Below are 20,705 nucleotides of genomic sequence, written 5' to 3'. Positions count from 1 at the left end.
TTTTTAGTAAGAACAAATTTTGGGAAAAGGTGCCTCCAATGAGAAAGCTTTTACTCTGTATGCTGGTTTTGGTATCGGTTCCTGTGAATTCGGGATGGGCTGCGGAAGCCGCCGACCTGCCTTTTCAGCACTATGTATTGAGGGTCGGGATTGATCGGGATCATCCGCCGTTCTCTTATCTGGACGAGCACGGCAGGCCATCCGGGTTTAATGTGGAGCTTCTGGGGGCGATTTCCAGGCAAACGGGCTTGGGACTGAGATATGTCCCCATCGAATCCGGCGGTCCAGAACAGCTGGATCAAGGAAACATCGATCTGATTTTGGGGATGAAATACAGCGCAGCCCATAACGAATTGGTCGATTTTTCAGAATCCTATCTTTCGTTATCCGACGCACTGGTCGTGCCCAAAGAAAATAAGGAAATCTATAGTCTGTCGGGGCTTAGAGGGAAAATGGTTGCCGTTCAGCGCGGGAGCAGCGCCTATGAGATATTGGAAGACATCCGCAATGTCAGAATGAATATCGCCTCCAGTCAAACAAAAGCGCTGGAAATGCTAAAACATCAAAGGGCCGATGCGTTTGTTGGAAATTACGAAGTGATCAAGTATTACTTTACAAAGCATAACCTTTATTCGGATTATGATGTGAGAGTCCATTCGATCCATTCTTATGAATACGCTTTCGCCGTGCGCAAAGGAAATTATGAGCTGGTGCGCCGCTTAAATGAAGGGATCAAGCTGGTGCAGCAGAACGGAGAATATCAAAGGATCTATCATCAATGGTTCCCTTCCATTTTCCCGCAGGATACGCTTTGGAGACAGATCGCTTGGCTCTTGGGCTCGGTTTCGATCGCCGTTTCCATGTTCATGTTATTTATTTATATGATGAACAAGAGGCTGAAAAGGGAAATCGGGCGGCACACCAAAAGGCTCAAGAACTATTTAACCTTCCAACAGCAAATTCTCGATACTGTGGATAACGGCATTTTTTCGATCAATAAGGATCGGATCATCCGGCTGGCTAACCGGCGGGCGATGGAAATTTGGAATTTGAAAACAGATCCGGTGAATACCTGTATTTCCGGTTCTTCCTTGTTCAAGGAAATTGAGCGGATTCTCGATCTTCCGCTGGATGAAAAAGGCCGTGAGGGGGAGTTCATTTTGATTCAGGCGGATTCCCGGGAGAAGCTTGTCCATTATTACGCGGCCGTGCTGCGGAATGATTTTGACGAAAAGCTTGGATGGATCATCAGTATGCAGGATCGAACCCAGGAAAAAAACCTGCAAAATAAACTGGTCCTTCAGGAAAAGCTTCGTTCGTTAGGCCAACTGGTTGCCGGAATTGCTCATGAGCTGCGAAATCCTTTGACGTCGATGAAGGTGTTTATCGAGCTTCTTCCCCAAAAAATCGATGATCTCCGCTACAGGCAGGAGTTCATGAAGCATGTCCCGGCTGAGCTCAGGCGGTTGAACCATGTGGTGGAGGATCTGTTGGATTATACGCGCAGCAAGGTACCCGTGAAAGAGCGGGTGGAATTGCATGAGTTTCTATCCTCCATAGTGAAGCCTTTTGAAATCCAATATGGCTCTCAGCCGATTCAATTTATTAATTCGGTGGAAGCGGGAACGTCATGTTATTTTGATAAGCAGCAGATGAAGCAGGTATTCATTAATTTGATCACCAATGCGATCGACGCTATATCGGAGAGCGAAGTGAAAACGGTTACGTTCCGAGCGGAAATGGAGGAAAGCTATACCCGCATTCGGGTTATCGATACCGGATCAGGGATCCCTGCCGATGAAATGTCCAGGCTGTTCCAGCCCTTTCATACGACCAAGAGCAGCGGAGTCGGTCTGGGTTTATATATATGCTACAATATCGTGTCCGAGCATGGCGGGGATATCGATGTTCAATCGGTTTCAGGCAAGGGTACAACCTTTACATTACAATTTCCCCATTTCTTGGAGGTGGCTTTTAATGAATTCCGTTTTGATCATTGATGATGAACAGGCCATTTGTACCTCCCTGATGTTTGCCTTGGAGGATCAGTATCAGGTGTTTACGACGACCTCCCCGGAAGAAGGCTTGGCGATCATAGGAAAAGTGAATATCGATGTTGTGCTGCTTGATATGCGGATCGAGGGGGTTGACGGCTTGACGCTGATTCCCAAGCTGCTGGAGGCTTCCCCAAAAACGTCCATTATCGTCATGACGGCGTTCGGAACGATCGAAACCTCGGTGAAAGCGATGAAGCTGGGAGCCTACCATTATTTGACCAAGCCGATTAATCTTGATGAGGTTCGCATTTTAATCGAGAAATCGCTGCATTTGACCGATTTGAAGCAAGAGGTGAAGCGCCTTCACGAGGTGCTGCAGCCGGAATACAGCTATTGCGGCATTATCGGCCAAAGCTCCGCTATGAGAAGCTTATTTCAGCTTATCGATAAAGTGAAAAATATCGACTCGAACCTGCTTATTACAGGAGAAAGCGGGACGGGCAAAGAGATGGTGGCCAAGGTGTGCCATGAAGAAGGAGCGAGACGTAAATTCCCTTTTTTCGCTCTGAACTGCGCGGCTATACCGGAAGCCTTGCTCGAAAGCGAGCTTTTCGGGCATGAGAAGGGAGCGTTTACCGGGGCGTTTCAACGAAAGGAGGGGGTGTTCGAGCAAGCGCACGGCGGTACGATTTTTCTCGATGAAATTGGAGAGATGCCTCTTCACCTGCAGGTCAAATTGCTCCGGGTCATCCAGGAGAGGGAGGTCGTCTCGATCGGTTCGAACCGGCGCAGGCCCATTGATGTCCGAATCATTGCGGCCACCAACCGGAATTTGTTTGAGGAGGTAAACAAAGGCGCGTTCCGGGAAGACCTGTATTACCGTTTGAACGTGATTCCGGTCCATGTGCCGCCGCTGCGCGAAAGAATGGAAGATTTGCCGCTGTTGATCCATCACTTTCTTCAAATCTACGGTATGAAAATGGGCAAAGCCCATGTTCATTTTCATTCCTCGGCCATGGATGTGCTGTATCGCCATACTTATCCGGGAAATGTCAGAGAGCTTTCCAATATCGTTGAGTACGCAGTCGCCCTGGCTAACGACAGCTTGCTTAAAGTCCACGATCTGCCCGTGTATTTGCAGGAAAAGGCGGTTGAGAAAAAAAACGGCGGCCGTCAGGGCGGAGAGGGAATTTTTATTCCCTCGAGGCTGACATTGGAACAGGCCGAGCGGGAATTTATTTTGCATAAGCTGCAGCTTTGCAACGGGCATCGCAAAAAAACGGCCGAAGCTTTGGACATTAGCGAAAGAGGGCTAAGGGATAAATTAACGAAATTTTTGCCCTCCAAGGATTAGACGGGAGGCGGGAGAAGGCGGGGGAATTCATTGATGCGGCGAATATTCCTATGGTTGGCTGCGTTTATGGTAACCGGGGGCTTCTTATTGGTTTATGTTACGACTCGGTCTTCGGACGATCAACCGAGCCGGAGCCATCCTGACGATACGATCGTGACGATTGCGACAGGGAATGCCGCCGGTCCTTATTTTACGATCGGGAGCGCTTTGGCCCGAAGGTATGAAGACAAGCTGGGGGTCAATGCGTCGGTTTTAACGACGGACGGATCGGTAGAGAACATGAGTCTGCTGGAAGCGGGGAAGGCGGATATGGCTTTTGCCATGTCGGACGCTGTCACTTTCGCTTATCGCGGAACCGGGGGCGTAAAAGAAATGAAAGATTTGCAGGCCATGGCCGGGCTGTATTTGAACTGTGTGCAAATCATTACATTACAGGACAGCTCCATTCATTCCGTCTCCGATTTAAAAGGCAAGCGAGTCGGAGTGGGCGCTCCCGAGAGCGGGGTGGAGGTGAATGCCCGCATGCTGCTGGAGGCCCTCGGTATTACGTATGACGATATTCAACCTGAATATTTGTCCTATACCGAGGCGATGGAGCAATTAAAAAATCAAACGATCGATGCCGCCTTCTTTACTTCCGGACTGCCCAATCCGACGGTCACCGAGCTGGTTAACTCGAAGCCGGTTACGGTTGTTCCCATCCCGCTGGAGGAAGTGAGGAAGCTGAGGGAAACGTATCCCTTCTTTCAGATGACCGAAATTCCGGCCGGCACATACCGCAATGATACGGCGATTCCTACGGCGGCCACCTTGAATGTGATGCTCGTAAGAAAAGATATGGATGAAGAGTTGGTGTATACGCTGACCAAAGAGCTGTTTGCCGGCCTGCCCTTTTTACAAAGGGCTCATCAAGCGGCCCAATCGATTGATGCTGCGCTGGCAGGGCAAAACCTTCCGATTCCGGTGCACCCCGGCGCGGAAAAATATTATAAAGAGGCTCAGCTGGCAGGAGCTATTTCGGAACTGGTGAAGTGAATGTAACATAAATCGTTTGTCATTTGCTAAAACGAACAGGGAGGCGTTGATCATATGGATCTCGGATTGAAAGGGAAATCAGTTTTGGTAACCGCGGCGAGCAAGGGGCTTGGCAAAGCGAGTGCATTGGCTTTTGCAAACGAGGGAGCTGCGGTAACGATAGCCAGCCGAAACCTGGAGGAATTAAAGCGGGCGGCTGCGGAGATTGAAGCTTCTTCGGGGCAAAAGGTGACGGTAGTTCAGATGGACGTCACCCGTGAGGAGGACGTCGTTCATGCCGTTCATACTGCCGTAGAAGCCGGGGGCGGCCTGGATGTATTGGTTACCAACGCGGGAGGACCTCCCGCGGGTTCGTTCTACCAATTTGACGATCGGGCCTGGATCCAAGCATTCGAACTTAATTTGTTGAGTGCCATCCGTCTGATTCGCGCAAGCCAGCCTCATATGCAGTCCCGAGGGGCGGGAAGAATCGTGACGATCGCATCCTCGACGGTGAAGCAGCCGCTCCCGAACATGATCCTGTCCAATACGATTCGTGCGGGCGTTCATGCCCTTGCCAAAAGCTTGGCCGCGGAGCTTGCCAAGGACGGAATTTTAGTCAACACGGTAGCTCCGGGACGGATCATGACCGATCGTGTAGCCGAACTGGACAGGGCAAAAGCAAAGAAGCTGGGCGTCCAGCCTGAGGCGGTTCAAGCCGATATCATGGCTCAAATTCCTCTGGGACGGTATGGTCAGCCGGAAGAGTTCGGCGGGGCCGTCGCTTTTCTGGGTTCCTTCGCCAATACCTACATAACCGGACAAACGCTTCTGGTAGACGGAGGCATGATTAAATCATTATGAATTGTTCATAATCAAAGACACTTGGGAGTTTAAGGCTGCCAAGTGTCTTTGATTACTTATATGCATTGAAATAGTGCAAAAGATGAATTATACACATCATTCATTCGGGTGTATGCTAAATAGAAAAATGAACCCGGAAGGATATGAACTCAAGTGGGTATGACATCGAAGACACAGGCCGATATCGGTTTAGACCATCGTTTCGATTTACATGCAGGAATGACGGACATGAGGAGCCAGGAGTACTTGAAGCGCGGAAGCAAGGAGTTTCAGCAGGGCAGCTTGGCTTTGTTCGCCGCGGGGGTGGCCACTTATGCGGTTTTGTACTGCGTTCAGCCGTTGTTTCCGGTTTATTCCGAGGAATTCGGCTTATCGCCCGCCGCTGTCAGTTTGTCCTTATCCGTTAGTACGGTTTTGTTAGCCGTCTCGCTGCCGTTTGCGGGCTTTATATCCGACCGGATCGGCAGAAAAACGCTGATGGCGGTTTCACTTCTTGTATCTTCGCTTTGCTGCTTATTTACCGCCTTCGCGCCGAATTTCACCAGCCTGCTTATCGTCCGCGCGATTCAGGGAATTGCCCTTGCCGGTCTTCCGGCCGTGGCCATGACCTACCTGGCCGAGGAAATGGAGGCCAAAAGCCTGGGATTCGCTATGGGATTATATATCAGCGGGAATACGATTGGGGGACTGTTCGGGCGGGTCGTCGTCAGTATGGCAACCGATGTGTACACGTGGAGAATGGGCATAGGTATATTGGCGGCGATCAGTCTGTTGGCAAGCTTGTATTTTTGGCGGCATCTGCCGCCTTCCCGGCACTTTAAACCGCAGCGGATGAAGCCCAAGGCCATCCTCCGTCTTTTTGCCGTCCAGTTTCGCGATTCCTCTTTGATTCTTCTTTTTGTTTTAGGTGCAATTTTGATGGGGAGCTTTGTTACGCTTTACAATTATTTGGGGTTCCGGCTGCTTGGGGAACCTTTTCATCTCTCTCAAACGCTGGTAGGATGGGTCTTTGTTCTATATCTGGTGGGAACCTTCAGCTCCTCGTGGATGGGAAGAGTCAGCGACCGCATAGGGCTTAGCATGGTTCTATGGATTAATGTCATTTTGATGCTGACGGGGATCCTGCTGACGCTCTCATCGCTTTTGGCGGTTCTGATCATCGGTGTGGCGGTGTTTACCTTCGGCTTTTTCGGGGCGCACTCCATAGCCAGCGCCTGGGTAGGAAGCAGGGCTTCTATAGGAAAGGCGCAGGCCTCTTCTTTGTATCTGCTGTTTTACTATGTAGGATCAAGTCTGGGAGGGTCTGTCGGCGGATTGTTCTGGAGCCGTTTTGATTGGGCAGGTATTGTAGGCATGATTAGTGTCATGATTGGCTGCGCCATGCTGGTTTCCTTTGTCTTGACCGCTGTTGTGCCGGAGAAATCTAATTCCTACCCTCAAAGTAATCCATAACAAACTGCAAAAAACGCTCGGCCGGGGGAGACATGTACCGCTCTTTCATCCAGGCAACGCCGATGACCCGGTAGCATTGGGGCGAGCTTATGCTGAGCTTGACCAATTTCTGTTCGGTTAATCCCTGTGCTTCGGGAATGAGGGCAACGCCCAGTCCGGCAGCAACCAACCCCGCCACCGTAGGAACCTCCTCACCCTCAAAAGCGATTTTGGGGGTGAAGCCGGCTTCCATACACAGACGGTCAATGACGTTTCGAAGTCCATAGCCCTTTTTAAAGGAAACCATAGGTTCGTTAGCAATTTCATCTAAGGAGATCGATCCACGATTGGCCAGCGGGTGATGAGCCGGGACAAAAATAAACAGTTCTTCGCTCCACAGCTTTTTCCATTCCACCGAAAGGCTGGCCTCATCCGGAGACGAAAGCAGACAAAGGTCAATCGAACCTTGAAGGAGCTGCTGCAGCAGGAATGCGGTATTGCTTTGATTCAGCTGAAAGCGGATATTCGGATGGTTGGTGCGAAACGTAACAATCAGGTCGGGAATGAGATGGGCTCCCAGCGTATGGAGAAACCCCAGCATCACTTCCCCGGCTTCCTCATCCAGCATATTCTGAATTTCGTGCTTTCCTTCCTCATATTCTTTCATGATGCGGTGAACCCGCTTTAAAAACAGCTCCCCGTACCGGTTCAGCTTGATGGAACGGCCCACCCGGTCAAACAGCGGAACGCCGATCTCTTCTTCCATCCGCGAGATGGAGCGGCTGAGCGCGGACTGTGAGACGGACAGGAATTGTGCTGCCCGCGTCATATGCTCCAACCGGGCTACGGTTTGAAAATATTCAAGCTGCTGCCACTCCACTCGGATCACCTGACCTTGGTCATTTCTTATCCATGATTATATCATAGAGCGTGCTAAGTGGGAGGGATGGATTAAGACGTGCCCGGCATGCCGGGCACGCTCCTAGGTGTTGGGCGAGCTCCAGAGGTGTAAAAGGGCGCAGCAAGCGATGCGTAAAACCCATTGGTTCTGCCTCAAACCAGGCGCATTGAGAGGACACGTCGGTATACATACTGGGCCTCCGGCATTGTTCGGACTTATGTAGGCCGTAGACAAGAACACCCACACGTCAAGCGATAACAGATGTTCAACATTTCATGCAGCGGAAAACCGGACTGAACGAAGAAAATCGCTGCCGCTAACCGGGTTTCTCACCGCCGTCAAAGTCATCATACCGTTCCCGTTGACTTAAAAAATCTTTAGTTCTAGTTAACCCGCAGTTCAGATTCAAGCAGTAAGCTATTTGATAAGCAGTATATACAAGTTTGCTGCATGATTTCTCCGTCTTTTAAGGAAATGAATGGTTTAAATTCTAACACCCAATGAATAAAAGATAAAAAATAAAGCGGGAGGCAATAACACTATGACGCAAAAGAAAGTGATTGCTGTATTAGGGGCAACAGGATCCCAAGGCGGCGGGTTGGCTCGAGCAATTTTAAACGATCATGAAAGCGAATTCGCAGTTCGTGCCATTACAAGGGACGTCAATGCCGAAAAAGCGAAACAGCTTGCTCAGTTAGGGGCGGAGGTGGTTGCGGCCGACCTTGACAACGCGGAAAGTATACACAAGGCCTTTGAAGGCGCATATGGGGTGTACGCTGTAACATTTTTCTGGAATCATTTCTCCCCGGACAAGGAAATAGAGCATGCAAGGTTAATGGCCGAAGCCGCAAAACGAGCCGATGTGAAGCATGTGATTTGGTCTACATTAGAGGATACGCGCAAATGGATTCCCTTAAATGACAATCGTATGCCTACGCTTATGGAAAAGTATAAACTTCCTCATTTGGATGCAAAAGCGGAAGCCGACCGGTTCTTTATTGATGCCGGATTAACGACCACCTTTTTGCTCACTTCCTTCTATTGGGACGATTTTATTCAGTTTAATTTGGGACCAAGAAGAGGGGAGGACGGAAAACTGGTGTTTTCTCTTCCGTTTGGAGCTAAAAAAATAGCTGCAATCGCCGCCGAAGACATTGGCAAATGTGCCTATGGAATCTTTAAAGGCGGACCATCTGTATATGCCGGCAAATATATAGGAATTGCAGGAGAGCATTTGACGGGAGAAGAAATGGCTGCTGAGATGACAAAAGCGTTGGGAGAAGAAGTTCGATACCAAGATTTTCCCTTAGCCGTGTTTCGTAAATCGGGATTTCCGGGGTCCGATGAATTGGGGAATATGCTCCAATTCTTTCAAGAATACGAACAAGTATTTATTGGCGCAAGAGACCTGGAGGTTTCTCGCCAGCTAAATCCGTCCTTGCAAAGTCTGTCCGAATGGTTGAAAAAGCATAAGTCGGGTCTACTCGTTAATTTTTAAAGATAATGGAATGAATTCATAGTAAAAGAGTCGCCGATAGGTCGGAGAGGAGAAATAAAATGAACAAATTGAGCAAGTTGTTGTTGGCGGGGCTAAGGTGGATTATGATGTGAATACAAAAGGAATCACCATTTCCTACTTGAGTGACGATGCCAAGCTCGCTCTTCTTCCTGGCGGACATGGTAGTCATGAAGGGCATAATACGGGAGAACCCAAACCACAGGAGAACCAGAATAACGAGGCGGCTGCGGATCAAATCATTGTGGAAAATTAACAATTCTGTTTATTCGCCCGCCAATCTTGAAATCAAAAAAGGGCAGACGGTAACATGGATCAACAGAGATATACAACAGCATGATGTCATTGATTTAAACGATACGTTCGCGAGTCCCGCCTTATACAAGGATCAATCCTTCAGCTTTACGTTTAATGAAACCGGAGTTTTCGACTATTATTGCTCTTTCCACCCGATTATGCAGGGCAAAATCACGGTTACCGATAAATAAAACAGGGCATTGGTTGGAATCGGGGCAAAGGTCTTCATGCTCTTGTTTACTATTTAAATACGTAGAATCGGCAACCTGCTTCAGATTGAGGAGAAAGCCTGTCTTTTCGAAGGGTATCTTCAGTTCAATAAAATAAAGATCGCTCTCCTCATTTAGCCTATCGGTCCAGGTGGAGAGCGATCTTTTTCATGTTCTGTACTGCAGCGGTAATTAACGCTTGTTCTGTTACATTGCGTAATCCCCCGCAAAAGTGAAACCCATGAGGCTGTTTAGAATCTGAGAGGCTTCGCTCGATCGTTTCTTTTCTCTTCTTCAACTCATCGGATGATCCCCGATGAAGACTAAATAACATGCAGGAGCATCCATTATAGATTGGGATAAAACCCTTTCTTTTTTTTTGTCTTTATCGATAAAGCAAATGATAACCCGACTGTTTACAATAAAGAAAACGGAGAAATTAACAACGGTCTGAAGTTTATAAATCCAAAGGCTGGAGGGGATTATTGTGAATATGGAGCGTTTGGAAAAGACATTGATTGAAATCAATCAATTTGGTTATACGGACAAAGGGATGACGCGATTAGCTTATTCCGAATTGGAAAGACAAGCGCTTGAACATTTTTCCGATCTTTGCGAACAAGCGGGAATGACGGTGCGGATTGACGCGTGCGGGAACTTGATAGCCCGGCGGGAAGGTCTACATCCTGATTGGGCGGCCGTTGCGATCGGCTCTCATCTGGATACGGTGATTCAAGGAGGTAAATATGACGGTGCTTTAGGCGTCGTGGCGGCTCTTGAAGTGATTCGCAGCTTGAATGACCAGGGCATTGAAACGGAGCATCCTCTTGAGATTATCGTGTTCTCCTGTGAGGAATCGTCCAGATTCGGCGTTTCTACGATCGGAAGCAAAGCCATGGCAGGCGTGTTAAATAAAGAGCAGATCAGAGAAGTAAAGGATAGAGAAGGGATGTCCATTGCTGAGGCGTTTTCCGGCTGCGGTCTTATATTTGAAAATGTTGAGCAAAGCGTCCGTTCAAAAGAGGAGCTTAAAGTGTTTTTCGAACTGCATATCGAGCAGGGACCGGTATTGGAAGACGAAGGAAAGCAAATTGGCATTGTTACGGGAATTGCAGCCCCGTCACGTTATGAGGTTCATGTACAAGGCCATGCCTCCCACTCGGGAACAACGCCGATGAACAGCCGTAAAGACGCATTTTTGGGTGCGGCGGAAATTGCGCTTGAACTTGAGAAGGCTGCAAAGAAGGAAACGGCTTATGGAACAGTGGCGACAGTGGGAGTGTGTGAAGTAAAGCCGGGGGCAATGAATGTGGTGCCCGATGCGGCAGAATTGAAATTGGATATCCGCAGTACTTCCGTCGAATCCAAAAACAGGGTCATACAAAGGCTGCTCGATGCTGTCAATGAAGCGAAGACGACGAGGGGACTCCAAATCACTTTACACGAGTTAAGCAACGAAATTCCGATCCAACTGAATGACGAAGTGATTGAATCCCTGAGCCATATTTGTGAACAGGAAAGGTATTCTTATAGGCTTATGCCCAGCGGCGCGGGACATGATGCCATGAATATGGCTTTGTTATGTCCAACCGGACTCATCTTTGTTCCTTCCAAAGGCGGGATCAGCCATCACCGGGACGAGTTTACTCCATTAGAGCAGATTGCTGCAGGCACTGCTGTATTAGAAAAAGCAATCATGACATGGTCTGGCGATTCCGGAAGAATTGTAGAAACATACAGAACGGAGAGGGTTATATGAACATAGCTAATGCGAAGGTTTTATCCAACGTTCAGGTAAGCGAGCGTTACTGGCATATGGTAGTCGATTCCTCCTCGATTCAAGAGGATATCAAACCGGGACAATTTTTTAATCTGAAGTGCGGTAGTGATATGGATCCTTTTTTACGACGGCCGTTTAGTATTTATCGCATTAATCAAGAGGAGCGGACGATCGAATTTTTGTATCTTGTTAAAGGAGAAGGAACACAAAGAATGACCCGCATCTCCGCGGAAGATCATATCGATGTGTTCGGACCGTTAGGCGAAGGCTTCTCTATAGCGGAGGAATGGGATACGATCCTGCTGGTTGCCAGAGGCGTAGGAATTGCCACCCTGGCCGCACTGGTACAGGAAGCTGCCAAAAAGCGGGTGAAATGCATTGCGATTTTAAGCGCCAGAAGTCAAAACGATCTGCTCGCCACGGAGGCTTTGGAAAAGTTGGGTGCGGAAATTTACAAAGTTACGGAAGAAGAGGGATCTAGCGGCGTAGATTATGTACGCAGCCTGATGATGCACTTGATAGAAATGAAGGATGTAAAGGCGTTATTTACTTGCGGCTCCAAGCGTCTTTCAATATTGACTCAACAAATGGCCGAAGAATATAGACTTCCGGGCCAAATTGCGCTGGAAGAACATATGGGATGCGCTATGGGTGTCTGCTATGCCTGTGTCTGCGATATTCAGGAAGAGGGGGTCAGGCGTTCGGTGCGGGTGTGTAAAGAAGGCCCGGTATTTGATCTGGATAAGGTGGTGCTCGTATGACAATTGTGAAGCTGGGCGTCAGAATTGGCGGTTTGGAATTGAAAAACCCGGTTATGCCGGCTTCCGGCGCTTTCGGAGAAGAGATGGAACGGTTATTCGACTTCGACCGGCTTGGAGCTGTAGTTCCCAAAAGTATCACGAAATATCCCAGAGGCGGAAATGCGACGCCTCGTGTCTGTGAAGTTGCGGGTGGCATGATAAATTCGATCGGTATACAGAGTAAAGGCATCGAGTATTACCTTAAGCACACCATTCCCTATTACCGGAAATACAATACGCCTTTGATCTCCAGCATTTCCGCGGATTCCATTGAAGAATATGCTGAAATGACAGAGATGATCGGAAGGGCGGAAGGGGTGGCGGCGATTGAATTGAATATTTCCTGCCCGAATTTAAAAGGAAACGGCAAAGCCTTCGGTATGGATCCCGAGTTGTCATATCAGTTGGTCAAAAAGGCGAAAGAGGCTACGGATAAACCGATTATCGCTAAGCTGACACCCAACGTGACAAGCATCCAGGAGATTGCTTTGGCCTGCGAGAAAGGCGGGGCTGACGGCCTGAACGTTGCCAACACTCTATTGGCTATGGCCATTGATATTCATTCACGTACTCCTAAAATCGGCAATGTGATGGGCGGAATATCCGGACCTGCCGTCAAACCGATTATTGTGCGAATGATTTACCAGGTTCGCCAAGTGACAAACCTCCCGATTATCGGATGCGGAGGTGTCATGAAGTGGGAAGACGCGGTAGAGATGATTTTGGCGGGGGCGACGGCCGTACAGGTGGGAACGGCCAGTTTCATTAACCCGATGGCCATGCTGGACATATTGGAAGGTATTCAAAATTATATGACGGCTTATGGAATCGAAGATATTCATGATCTCATCGGGAAGGTTGTCATTCCTAACCCAAAAGTAGAAATTTATCAACAATGAGTTTATTTCATTGCAAAGTGAATGGAAGGGAGCTGTGCGAAGTGCACTGGGATCACATCATCCGAAACGGTAAAATAGTCACCCCGCATGAGATCTACCAAGCGGATATTTATATACAAAACGGTAAGATTGCCGCCATATCCCAAACCGCTCTGGAAGGAACTGCCGATGTGGTAACCGATGCGTCGGGACAGTACGTTCTTCCCGGGTTAATGGATACGCATGTTCACTCAAGAGATCCGGGCGCAACGCATAAAGAAGACTTTTATCATTCCACCAGAGCCGCCGCGGCAGGGGGAGTTACCACGATATTTGAAATGCCTAATACGTCGCCTCCGCTGAACAATGTGGAGAATTTTCATAAGCAGGCAGCCAATCTCCGGGAAAAAGCGCATGTAAATTTCGGTTTATGGGGAATATGCCTGGGAAGATTGAATCTGAGCGATATCCAGGGCCTGAATGAAGCAGGTGTAATAGGCTTTAAATATTTCTGGGGCTACGCCGTTAACAAAAAAACATTTCAGCTTGTTTACAATTATAGTCCTGATATGGAGAATATCATCCCTCCCTGCCATGACGGTGAAGTGTTTGAGATGTTTGAAGAGGTATCGAAGACCGGGAAAATCTTTGCTATTCATGCGGAAAACAATAACCTGATCAATCTGCTGACCGAAAGAGTGAAAAAGAGCGGTCGTACGGATTACAACGCTTTGGTTGAGGGAAGACCTAATCTGGCTGAAGAATTAACGGTGCAGACGGGGATTTCCTTTGCGAAAGAGACCGGAGCACGCCTTCACATTCTTCATGTCAGTACGGCGGAAGCCGTGGAGCTGATCGGCCGGGCTCAACGGGAGGGACTTTCGATTACAGCGGAGACCTGTCCGCAATATTTGTTTTTAACCAATGAGGACTATGAGAACATCGGCACCAGCATGAAGATCTATCCGCTTGTCAAATTTCAAAAGGATCAGGACCGGATTTGGCAAGGCATCTCGGAAGGCGTAATTACTGTCGTATGTTCAGATCATGCGCCGCACACGGAAGAAGAAAAAAGTGGCGACTTGTGGTCTGTTCCCGCCGGTTCGTGCGGAGTGGAGACGCTTGTTCCGCTATTGCTGGACGCAGTGTCCAAAAACAAATTGACATTACAGCAGGTAGCTGCGTTGTTATCTGAAAATCCGGCGAAGCAGTATGGGATTTATCCGAAGAAGGGCGCTTTGCTGGTGGGGGCCGATGCGGATATTACCATTGTAGACATGGAGAAAGAAGCAGTAATCAAAAAGGAAAACCTGCACAGCAAGACCAAGGTATCGGCATTTGACGGTTATCAAGTGAAAGGCCTGCCTGTAGCAACGATTGTCGGAGGAAAAATTGTAATGAAAGACGGTCAGATTGTCAGCGGACCGGTCGGTACCTTGGTTACACCCCACAAATAAGGAATAAACCCATCATGGGGGGGATGAATAGTGTCAAACGCAAAATTTCGCTTAGAAAAAGATTTCCTTGGGACAAAAGAAGTAGCCATCGATGCCTATTACGGCATTCAGACACTTCGAGCTGTCGAAAATTTTCCGATTACAGGATACAGATTACATGCGGAATTGATCAGGTCCATGGCTGTCGTCAAGAAGGCGGCGGCTCTGGCCAATATGGAAGTGGGAAGATTGTATTCCGGCCTGGGCGAGGTCATTATTCGGGCGGCTGATGAAATCATAGAAGGCAGATGGCATGAACAGTATATTGTCGATCCCATCCAGGGAGGGGCCGGCACCTCTATTAACATGAATACGAACGAGGTCATCGCTAACCGTGCGCTGGAACTACTGGGCAAGGAAAAAGGCGACTACGCCCAATTAAGTCCGAACACTCATGTAAATATGGCGCAGTCGACCAATGATTCTTTTCCGACGGCAATTCATATAGCGGTGCTGTCCCTGCTGGAAAAACTGCTGGATACGATGAGAAGCATGCACAGCGTGTTTTTGCAAAAAGCAAAAGAGTTTGACTCTGTTATCAAAATGGGAAGAACGCACCTGCAGGATGCGGTGCCTATTCGTCTTGGACAGGAGTTTGAAGCTTACAGCAGAGTATTGGAGCGGGATATTCAGAGAATCGCTCATTCGCGACAGCATCTGTATGAAGTCAACATGGGGGCAACGGCAGTCGGCACGGGATTAAATGCGGATCCGCGCTATATACAGCTTGTAGTCAAATATTTGGCCGATATTAGCGGCTTTCCGTTAGTGACTGCGAGTCATCTTGTCGATGCCACCCAAAATACGGATGCCTACACCGAAGTGTCGGCAGCTTTAAAAGTATGTATGATGAATATGTCCAAAATAGCAAACGATTTAAGACTAATGGCCTCAGGACCGCGCACAGGATTCAGCGAAATTACTTTACCGGCCAGACAGCCCGGTTCGTCCATTATGCCCGGCAAGGTCAACCCGGTCATGCCGGAGGTTATCAATCAGGTAGCTTTTCAAGTGATTGGAAACGATCATACGATATGTCTGGCTTCCGAAGCGGGACAATTGGAGTTAAACGTGATGGAGCCGGTTCTGTTCTTTAACCTGATCCAGTCCATCAGCATAATGAATAATTCTTTTGGCGTATTCACGGAATTTTGTTTGAAGGGTATTGAAGCGAATGGAGAAAAATTGGAGCGTGATGTGGAAAAAAGCGTGGGCATAATTACAGCCGTCAACCCGCATCTTGGGTATGAAACGGTATCGCGTATCGCGCGGGAGGCTATATTAACCGGAGAGTCCGTCAGGACACTATGTCTTAAATATCATGTGCTTACTGAAGAAGAATTGGATCTGATTCTGAACCCATTCGAAATGACCAATCCAGGTATTGCCGGCGAGGCGCTGCTCACAAAAAAATAAAGGGACTTAAGTGGCGCCTGCTGCCAGCGATTTGCGATAAAAAGTCGATCGGGCAATTCTTAATGGATTGTATAATTATAAAATATATTGTATAATTATAAAATATTATTTCATGGGGAAGGGATAGCCGAATGGATAATACAGAGAAGGTCAAGGTGCTTTTTAATTTATTTGAGTTGATTAACTTTTATTATGAAGAACGCGACAAACCCAGCGATATTAATTTCTTCGATGAGTTGGAGAACTATTGCAACCTGATTGAGGTGGATTTCACCGAATTTAGAAAACAGTTCGGCATCAAAAAATTTAGTGATACCTTCTAACATACTTCTTGTTACGGATTTATCGACACAGTGGATGAATATCATGAACTAGGCTGCCGCAACTTCCGGCAGTCTGTTTAATATTGGGGCAGTTAAGCCGCCAATGTTACAAAATAAAAATAGAAGTTGACACCATATCCATTAAGGGGGGAGCGTATGCCCATTACAGTCCGGGAGGCAATGAAAATTGGAGGTTTGGCTCATTGCAAAGTGGTCGCAGGAGAACAAGGATTAGATCGGCCTGTTGAATATATTACCGTTATGGAAGTTCCTGATGTGATTCAATGGTTAAAAGGAAACGAGCTTTTGCTGACAAGCTTGTTCTCCATTAAGGATGATCCACAAGCCATGGAGCAGCTGGTCATGCAATTGTATCTCAAAGGAAGCTCGGCGCTAGCCGTCAAAACAAGCCGTTATATAGAACAAATTCCGGAGTGTATTTTGATGGAAGCCGAGAGATTGTCTTTTCCGGTCATTGAAGTGATGAATCATATCTCTTATCTGGACATTATGACCCCGCTGATGAATAAGGTGTTCGCCAATTCAAAAGACCATCATGACGATCTGGAAAGCTTTTTTCGCTGGCTTACCGAGCTGGCCATGGGCGGCAAGGGAATACAGTCCATTTTGTCCGCGATTGAAAAGTTTACAGGCAATGTCGTAACGATAGAATCGGAAATCATATCCTTTGAATCCGTAAGGATGGCCGATGGGATGCAGCCCTTAACCGGTGTTCAGAAAAAAGAAATTAACCTGTCTAAACGATCCATCAGGCTTGAACGGGTATGGGGCGGGAAAAGTATTTCCTGTTTAGTCACTCCTCTTATTTTGAATGAAGTCGTATACGGTTATGTCTCATACTGGTATAAAAAAAATGAATTTAGGGAAACGGATTTCCTGATCCTTGAAAGATCCATTCCTCTTATGGCGTTAGAGTTTTTAAAAGTGAAAACCAGTCTGGATATTGAACAAGATTACAAGGATGATTTTTTGATGGATATCCTGCAGGGGAACATCGAAGAATGGGATCAGATTGAGGAAAAAGCCCAACGTTTCGACTGGAATCTGAATCAGGATTTTCAAATACTTGTCGTTCAAATGGATAAAACTGGAATTGGTACGGAGGGCGCTTCCGATCATGTTCTCTCGTCACAGGAGCTGCTGAGAAGAGTAGTGAACAAAATCAAACTGTTTTTTTCTTTACGCGGCAAAAAGGTTATACTGGGTATAGCAAGGGGGCATGTTGCGGTCTTATATCCGGATGCCAATTTCGAATTCCGGGTGGAAGAGAAATATTTAAAACCATTGTTATCCCTGGGACGCAGTCTGCAGCAGGAACTGAACCAAAAATTCGAAATCGATTTTTCTATTGGATTCGGCCGTTGTTATGCCGGTTTCCAAGGAATATCCCGGGGATATAAGGAAGCTGTAGAAGCCTTACAACTGGGAAGAACCATTTATGGAAATCCATTTTGCTGCCATTTCAACGAATTGCGAATCTATCGTATATTGACCCAGTTTCATGATAAAGAAGAACTGAAATCCATTTATCATGAAACGGTCGGCAAATTAATGCAGCATGACAAGGATCATCAAACGAACTTGACGGATACGCTTCGAACATTTTTTGAGTACAATGCCAGTCTTGTGGAGACGGCCCAGAACCTGTTCGTTCACGTAAATACGATCAAATACCGGCTGCAGAAAATTGAGCAGATTACGAATTGCAGCATGAATAACTCGGAAGAGCGAATGTGGCTGCAAATCGGTTTGAAAATTCAAAAGCTTCTGTTTTGATGCCGATCCCTGATAGGGCCTTAGCCAAACCGACAATTTGCGGTTTGGTTATTTGTCTTAATCGATATACAACGGATATTTTTTTAGTGATAACATGCAAGTAACCTATTCTAAGGAGATACGTAGAGCTTCATAAATTGTAAAAATGAAGGTTTAATATGTATACGCTTACAATTATGTTACATATAATTACATCATGTAGGATTGTATTGTTTGATTAGCCAAGAAAAATCACTAAATTTTTGTCGGATTTAACAAAGACGATATAAGTAATGACCTTTTTATCATATGATTGTGTTATATTTTATAACTAAGTGTAAGGTTTTGTTCGCAACTTATGATACTATTTGAAACTTGATTTCATTACTTTGGTTTTACTTCAAATAAAATATATTCTATTCGGGATAAAGTCAGGAGGGGAAGATTTGTAGTACTTATTTTTATACTACTTTTTAGGTAATCACTTTAAGGAGGGTCTATCATTGAACAATCCAACTATGATTGAATCTGCAGCGCCGGCAACTGAAAGTAATGAGAAAATAACGCCTTATCAGTGGAAAACATTATGGGCATCCACCGTCGGTTATGCAATGGACGGCCTGGACTTATTGATTATTTCGTTTGTATTGCCGTTAATCATCGTTGCCTACGGCATTACCTCTGCAGAGGCGGGAAGCATTGCTACGTTTACATTGATCGGCGCGGTCGTCGGAGGCATCGTTTTCGGTATGCTGGCCGATATATACGGAAGAGTCAAGGTTTTCGCGTTTACGATATTATTGTTTTCCGTATTTACGGGCCTCTCCGCGCTGGCTACTGACCTAACAACGATGAATATTACCAGGTTTATCGCAGGTCTTGGCCTTGGCGGAGAATTTGGAATCGGGATGACGCTGGTCACCGAAACGTGGCCCAAAAAATATCGCTCCCGGGCTACAGCCGGTGTCGCGATCGGATTTCAGCTGGGTATCGTTCTGGCCATATTCGCTTCCATGTTAGTTGTACCATACTTCGGTTGGCAGGGAGCGTTTGTGGTGGGCGCCTTACCCGCTTTATTCGCATGGTGGTCCCGCCGTTCTTTGGAAGAACCCCCAATATGGAAGGAATTAAAGCAAAAACGAGTGAAAAAAGGAGTCCCGATTTCGCTATTGTTTAACACTCCAGGCAAAGCGGCTACGACTATCGGTCTCATCGTGGCAACAACGGTTCAAAATGCAGGCTATTACGGGATTATGACGTGGCTTCCGACGATGATGGCTCGCGAACTCGGGTTTTCTTTTAATAAAACCGGGCTATGGACTTTAGCGACAATTTTGGGCATGATCTTAGGAATTATCTTCTTTGGAACATTAATGGACAAGTGGGGAAGAAGGCCGTCGTTTATAACCTTTCAGCTATTATCCGCGGTAATGGTTTGGATCTTCTTCCAAAATTCGAATGCATCGCTGCTCTTGATATTAGGCGCAATAATGGGTTTTTTTGTGAACGGTATGATGGGTGGATACGGGGCCCTTCTATCAGAACATTATCCAACAGAAGTGAGAGCGACGGCCAAGAACTTCATCTTTAATATCGGCAGGGGCATCGCCGGTTTCGCTCCGTTAATTATCGGCTACCTCGCTACGACCCAATCCTTAAGCTGGGCGATGAGCATGATTTCTTTTATCTATATTTTTGCAGCGATATGTTTCTTTTTCTTAGTCCCGGAAACGAAAGGGAAGGAATTGGAATAGTCAACCGGAGAATACGCCGGATTTAATCATACTAGTGCCATCCCGATCAGGGAATGGAACAAAAGGCGGCCATTGGGCCGCCTTTCCCATATTCAATTTAGCAAACCCATAGTAAATAGCTAGTAAGCGAGAAAAAACGGATTAACATGAAATTATTGTTCTAGGACTACTTTTAGATATACAGGTACGTTATAATTAAAGTTGATTGTCTATGAGCAAGCTCAACATTCAATTCGCAATTGAGTTCTAATATTGTTAAGAATACTCTTTTAGAGGTGGCATATGAAAGCTTATCTGGAACTGCTTCAGGATATATTGGATAACGGTGTCCAAAAAGAGGACCGTACAGGGACCGGGACCATTTCCGTTTTCGGCAGACAATTGAGATTTGATCTTCAACAGGGGTTCCCTCTATTGACGACTAAGAAGCTGCATGTCAAATCGATCATTCATGAGCTCCTGTGGTTTCTGAGCGGGAACACGAATATTCGTTATTTACAGGAAAATGGCGTGACCATCTGGGATGAATGGGCCGATGAGGATGGAAACCTGGGCCGTGTATACGGGGCGCAGTGGCGTACGTGGCTTGGTCCAAATGGACAAGTCGTTGATCAAATTTCCAATGTTATTGGGCAGATTAAAAATAGTCCGGATTCGCGGCGGCACTTAGTCAGCGCTTGGAACCCGGCTGAAGTGAACGGTATGGCCTTACCTCCGTGCCATTACGCGTTTCAATTCTATGTGGCGAACGGCCGGTTGTCGTGTTTATTTAACATGCGATCGGTGGATTCCTTTCTTTTTCGGTAGTAAAAAATATTGATGAAGACAGGAGGAAAATAATATTAGGGTTGTGGGTGTAGCCCAAGCGGGAGCGTCCAGAAGTAGGAAACGGTAATTTG

17 protein-coding genes and 2 pseudogenes are annotated in these 20,705 nt (G+C 47.0%); 17 read left to right on the top strand and 2 right to left on the bottom strand.

All coding sequences use genetic code 11. The features are described 5' to 3' along the window. The first annotated feature begins 38 nt into the window (after window positions 1-38). The 5 genes from ACZYR9_RS06905 (at window position 39) to ACZYR9_RS06885 (ending at window position 6,681) form a co-directional block, all read left to right on the top strand. Window positions 39-2,000, top strand: coding sequence for a transporter substrate-binding domain-containing protein (locus ACZYR9_RS06905; protein WP_488977725.1), 1,962 nt, complete (start codon window positions 39-41; stop codon window positions 1,998-2,000). After that, the gene (locus ACZYR9_RS06900) at window positions 1,978-3,351 is read left to right on the top strand and encodes a sigma-54-dependent transcriptional regulator (protein ID WP_488977724.1); all 1,374 of its coding nucleotides are present in this window, start codon (window positions 1,978-1,980) and stop codon (window positions 3,349-3,351) included. The genes ACZYR9_RS06905 and ACZYR9_RS06900 overlap by 23 nt, the downstream gene beginning before the upstream one ends. A 33-nt stretch (window positions 3,352-3,384) precedes the next feature. Continuing rightward, complete coding sequence (locus ACZYR9_RS06895; protein WP_488977723.1) at window positions 3,385-4,386, top strand: TAXI family TRAP transporter solute-binding subunit; 1,002 nt, start codon at window positions 3,385-3,387, stop codon at window positions 4,384-4,386. 54 nt (window positions 4,387-4,440) lie between these two features. After that, window positions 4,441-5,229: an SDR family oxidoreductase gene (locus ACZYR9_RS06890; protein ID WP_488977722.1), complete on the top strand. Its 789-nt coding sequence runs from the start codon at window positions 4,441-4,443 to the stop codon at window positions 5,227-5,229. Window positions 5,230-5,388: 159 nt separating this feature from the next. Further along, the gene (locus tag ACZYR9_RS06885) at window positions 5,389-6,681 is read left to right on the top strand and encodes an MFS transporter (RefSeq protein ID WP_488977807.1); all 1,293 of its coding nucleotides are present in this window, start codon (window positions 5,389-5,391) and stop codon (window positions 6,679-6,681) included. Here the strand turns inward: ACZYR9_RS06885 and ACZYR9_RS06880 are convergent. Continuing rightward, the gene (locus tag ACZYR9_RS06880) at window positions 6,653-7,540 is read right to left on the bottom strand and encodes a LysR family transcriptional regulator (RefSeq protein ID WP_488977721.1); all 888 of its coding nucleotides are present in this window, start codon (window positions 7,538-7,540) and stop codon (window positions 6,653-6,655) included. The two genes, ACZYR9_RS06885 and ACZYR9_RS06880, sit on opposite strands and share 29 nt — an antisense overlap. 562 nt (window positions 7,541-8,102) lie before the next feature. On the opposite strand from ACZYR9_RS06880, the gene ACZYR9_RS06875 reads away from it, so the two are divergent. From ACZYR9_RS06875 to ACZYR9_RS06865, 3 genes are all read left to right on the top strand, one after another. After that, a complete protein-coding gene (locus ACZYR9_RS06875; RefSeq protein ID WP_488977720.1) occupies window positions 8,103-9,059 on the top strand; it encodes an NmrA/HSCARG family protein in 957 nt (318 codons plus the stop codon). 109 nt (window positions 9,060-9,168) lie between these two features. Next, the gene (locus ACZYR9_RS06870) at window positions 9,169-9,333 is read left to right on the top strand and encodes a hypothetical protein (protein ID WP_488977719.1); all 165 of its coding nucleotides are present in this window, start codon (window positions 9,169-9,171) and stop codon (window positions 9,331-9,333) included. Continuing rightward, window positions 9,320-9,565: a cupredoxin domain-containing protein gene (locus ACZYR9_RS06865; RefSeq protein WP_488977718.1), complete on the top strand. Its 246-nt coding sequence runs from the start codon at window positions 9,320-9,322 to the stop codon at window positions 9,563-9,565. Before ACZYR9_RS06870 ends, ACZYR9_RS06865 begins: the two co-directional genes overlap by 14 nt. A gap of 166 nt (window positions 9,566-9,731) precedes the next feature. Here the strand turns inward: ACZYR9_RS06865 and ACZYR9_RS06860 are convergent. Further along, window positions 9,732-9,878, bottom strand: a pseudogene (locus tag ACZYR9_RS06860) (IS5/IS1182 family transposase); the annotation flags it as partial. A gap of 198 nt (window positions 9,879-10,076) precedes the next feature. Between ACZYR9_RS06860 and ACZYR9_RS06855 the strand changes: the two are divergent. The 9 genes and pseudogenes from ACZYR9_RS06855 to thyA all read left to right on the top strand — a co-directional run. After that, window positions 10,077-11,342 (top strand): Zn-dependent hydrolase, encoded by a 1,266-nt coding sequence (locus ACZYR9_RS06855; protein WP_488977806.1) that lies wholly within the window; start codon window positions 10,077-10,079, stop codon window positions 11,340-11,342. After that, window positions 11,339-12,124 (top strand): dihydroorotate dehydrogenase electron transfer subunit, encoded by a 786-nt coding sequence (locus tag ACZYR9_RS06850; protein ID WP_488977717.1) that lies wholly within the window; start codon window positions 11,339-11,341, stop codon window positions 12,122-12,124. Before ACZYR9_RS06855 ends, ACZYR9_RS06850 begins: the two co-directional genes overlap by 4 nt. After that, on the top strand, window positions 12,121-13,062 hold the full coding sequence (locus ACZYR9_RS06845; RefSeq protein WP_488977716.1) for a dihydroorotate dehydrogenase: 942 nt from the start codon (window positions 12,121-12,123) through the stop codon (window positions 13,060-13,062). The genes ACZYR9_RS06850 and ACZYR9_RS06845 overlap by 4 nt, the downstream gene beginning before the upstream one ends. A gap of 41 nt (window positions 13,063-13,103) precedes the next feature. Further along, entirely contained in the window at window positions 13,104-14,498 is a 1,395-nt protein-coding gene (allB, locus tag ACZYR9_RS06840; protein ID WP_488977715.1) for an allantoinase AllB, read from the top strand. 30 nt (window positions 14,499-14,528) lie between these two features. Next, window positions 14,529-15,953, top strand: a complete 1,425-nt coding sequence (aspA, locus tag ACZYR9_RS06835) for an aspartate ammonia-lyase (protein ID WP_488977714.1) — start codon at window positions 14,529-14,531, stop codon at window positions 15,951-15,953. Between the two features lie 131 nt (window positions 15,954-16,084). Beyond that, a complete protein-coding gene (locus ACZYR9_RS06830; protein ID WP_488977713.1) occupies window positions 16,085-16,276 on the top strand; it encodes a hypothetical protein in 192 nt (63 codons plus the stop codon). Between the two features lie 156 nt (window positions 16,277-16,432). Next, window positions 16,433-18,073, top strand: a complete 1,641-nt coding sequence (locus ACZYR9_RS06825) for a PucR family transcriptional regulator (RefSeq protein WP_488977712.1) — start codon at window positions 16,433-16,435, stop codon at window positions 18,071-18,073. A 482-nt stretch (window positions 18,074-18,555) separates the two neighbouring features. After that, window positions 18,556-19,806, top strand: a complete 1,251-nt coding sequence (locus tag ACZYR9_RS06820; protein WP_488977711.1) for an MFS transporter — start codon at window positions 18,556-18,558, stop codon at window positions 19,804-19,806. Between the two features lie 282 nt (window positions 19,807-20,088). Then, a pseudogene (thyA, locus tag ACZYR9_RS06815) lies at window positions 20,089-20,604 on the top strand (thymidylate synthase); the annotation flags it as partial. Between the last annotated feature and the right edge of the window lie 101 nt (window positions 20,605-20,705).

This window comes from Paenibacillus sp. F024 (genome assembly GCF_057814255.1).
The sequence above is the reverse complement of the archived record's forward strand: the minus strand, read 5'-3'. Positions and strand labels throughout refer to the sequence as shown.

Bases quoted from the DNA above. Each gene is read 5' to 3' on its own strand.
- ACZYR9_RS06905 (WP_488977725.1), top strand. From the start codon at position 39: ATGAGAAAGCTTTTACTCTGTATGCTGGTTTTGGTATCGGTTCCTGTG.
- ACZYR9_RS06900 (WP_488977724.1), top strand. From the start codon at position 1,978: ATGAATTCCGTTTTGATCATTGATGATGAACAGGCCATTTGTACCTCC.
- ACZYR9_RS06895 (WP_488977723.1), top strand. From the start codon at position 3,385: ATGCGGCGAATATTCCTATGGTTGGCTGCGTTTATGGTAACCGGGGGC.
- ACZYR9_RS06890 (WP_488977722.1), top strand. From the start codon at position 4,441: ATGGATCTCGGATTGAAAGGGAAATCAGTTTTGGTAACCGCGGCGAGC.
- ACZYR9_RS06885 (WP_488977807.1), top strand. From the start codon at position 5,389: ATGACATCGAAGACACAGGCCGATATCGGTTTAGACCATCGTTTCGAT.
- ACZYR9_RS06875 (WP_488977720.1), top strand. From the start codon at position 8,103: ATGACGCAAAAGAAAGTGATTGCTGTATTAGGGGCAACAGGATCCCAA.
- ACZYR9_RS06855 (WP_488977806.1), top strand. From the start codon at position 10,077: ATGGAGCGTTTGGAAAAGACATTGATTGAAATCAATCAATTTGGTTAT.
- ACZYR9_RS06850 (WP_488977717.1), top strand. From the start codon at position 11,339: ATGAACATAGCTAATGCGAAGGTTTTATCCAACGTTCAGGTAAGCGAG.
- ACZYR9_RS06845 (WP_488977716.1), top strand. From the start codon at position 12,121: ATGACAATTGTGAAGCTGGGCGTCAGAATTGGCGGTTTGGAATTGAAA.
- ACZYR9_RS06830 (WP_488977713.1), top strand. From the start codon at position 16,085: ATGGATAATACAGAGAAGGTCAAGGTGCTTTTTAATTTATTTGAGTTG.
- ACZYR9_RS06825 (WP_488977712.1), top strand. From the start codon at position 16,433: ATGCCCATTACAGTCCGGGAGGCAATGAAAATTGGAGGTTTGGCTCAT.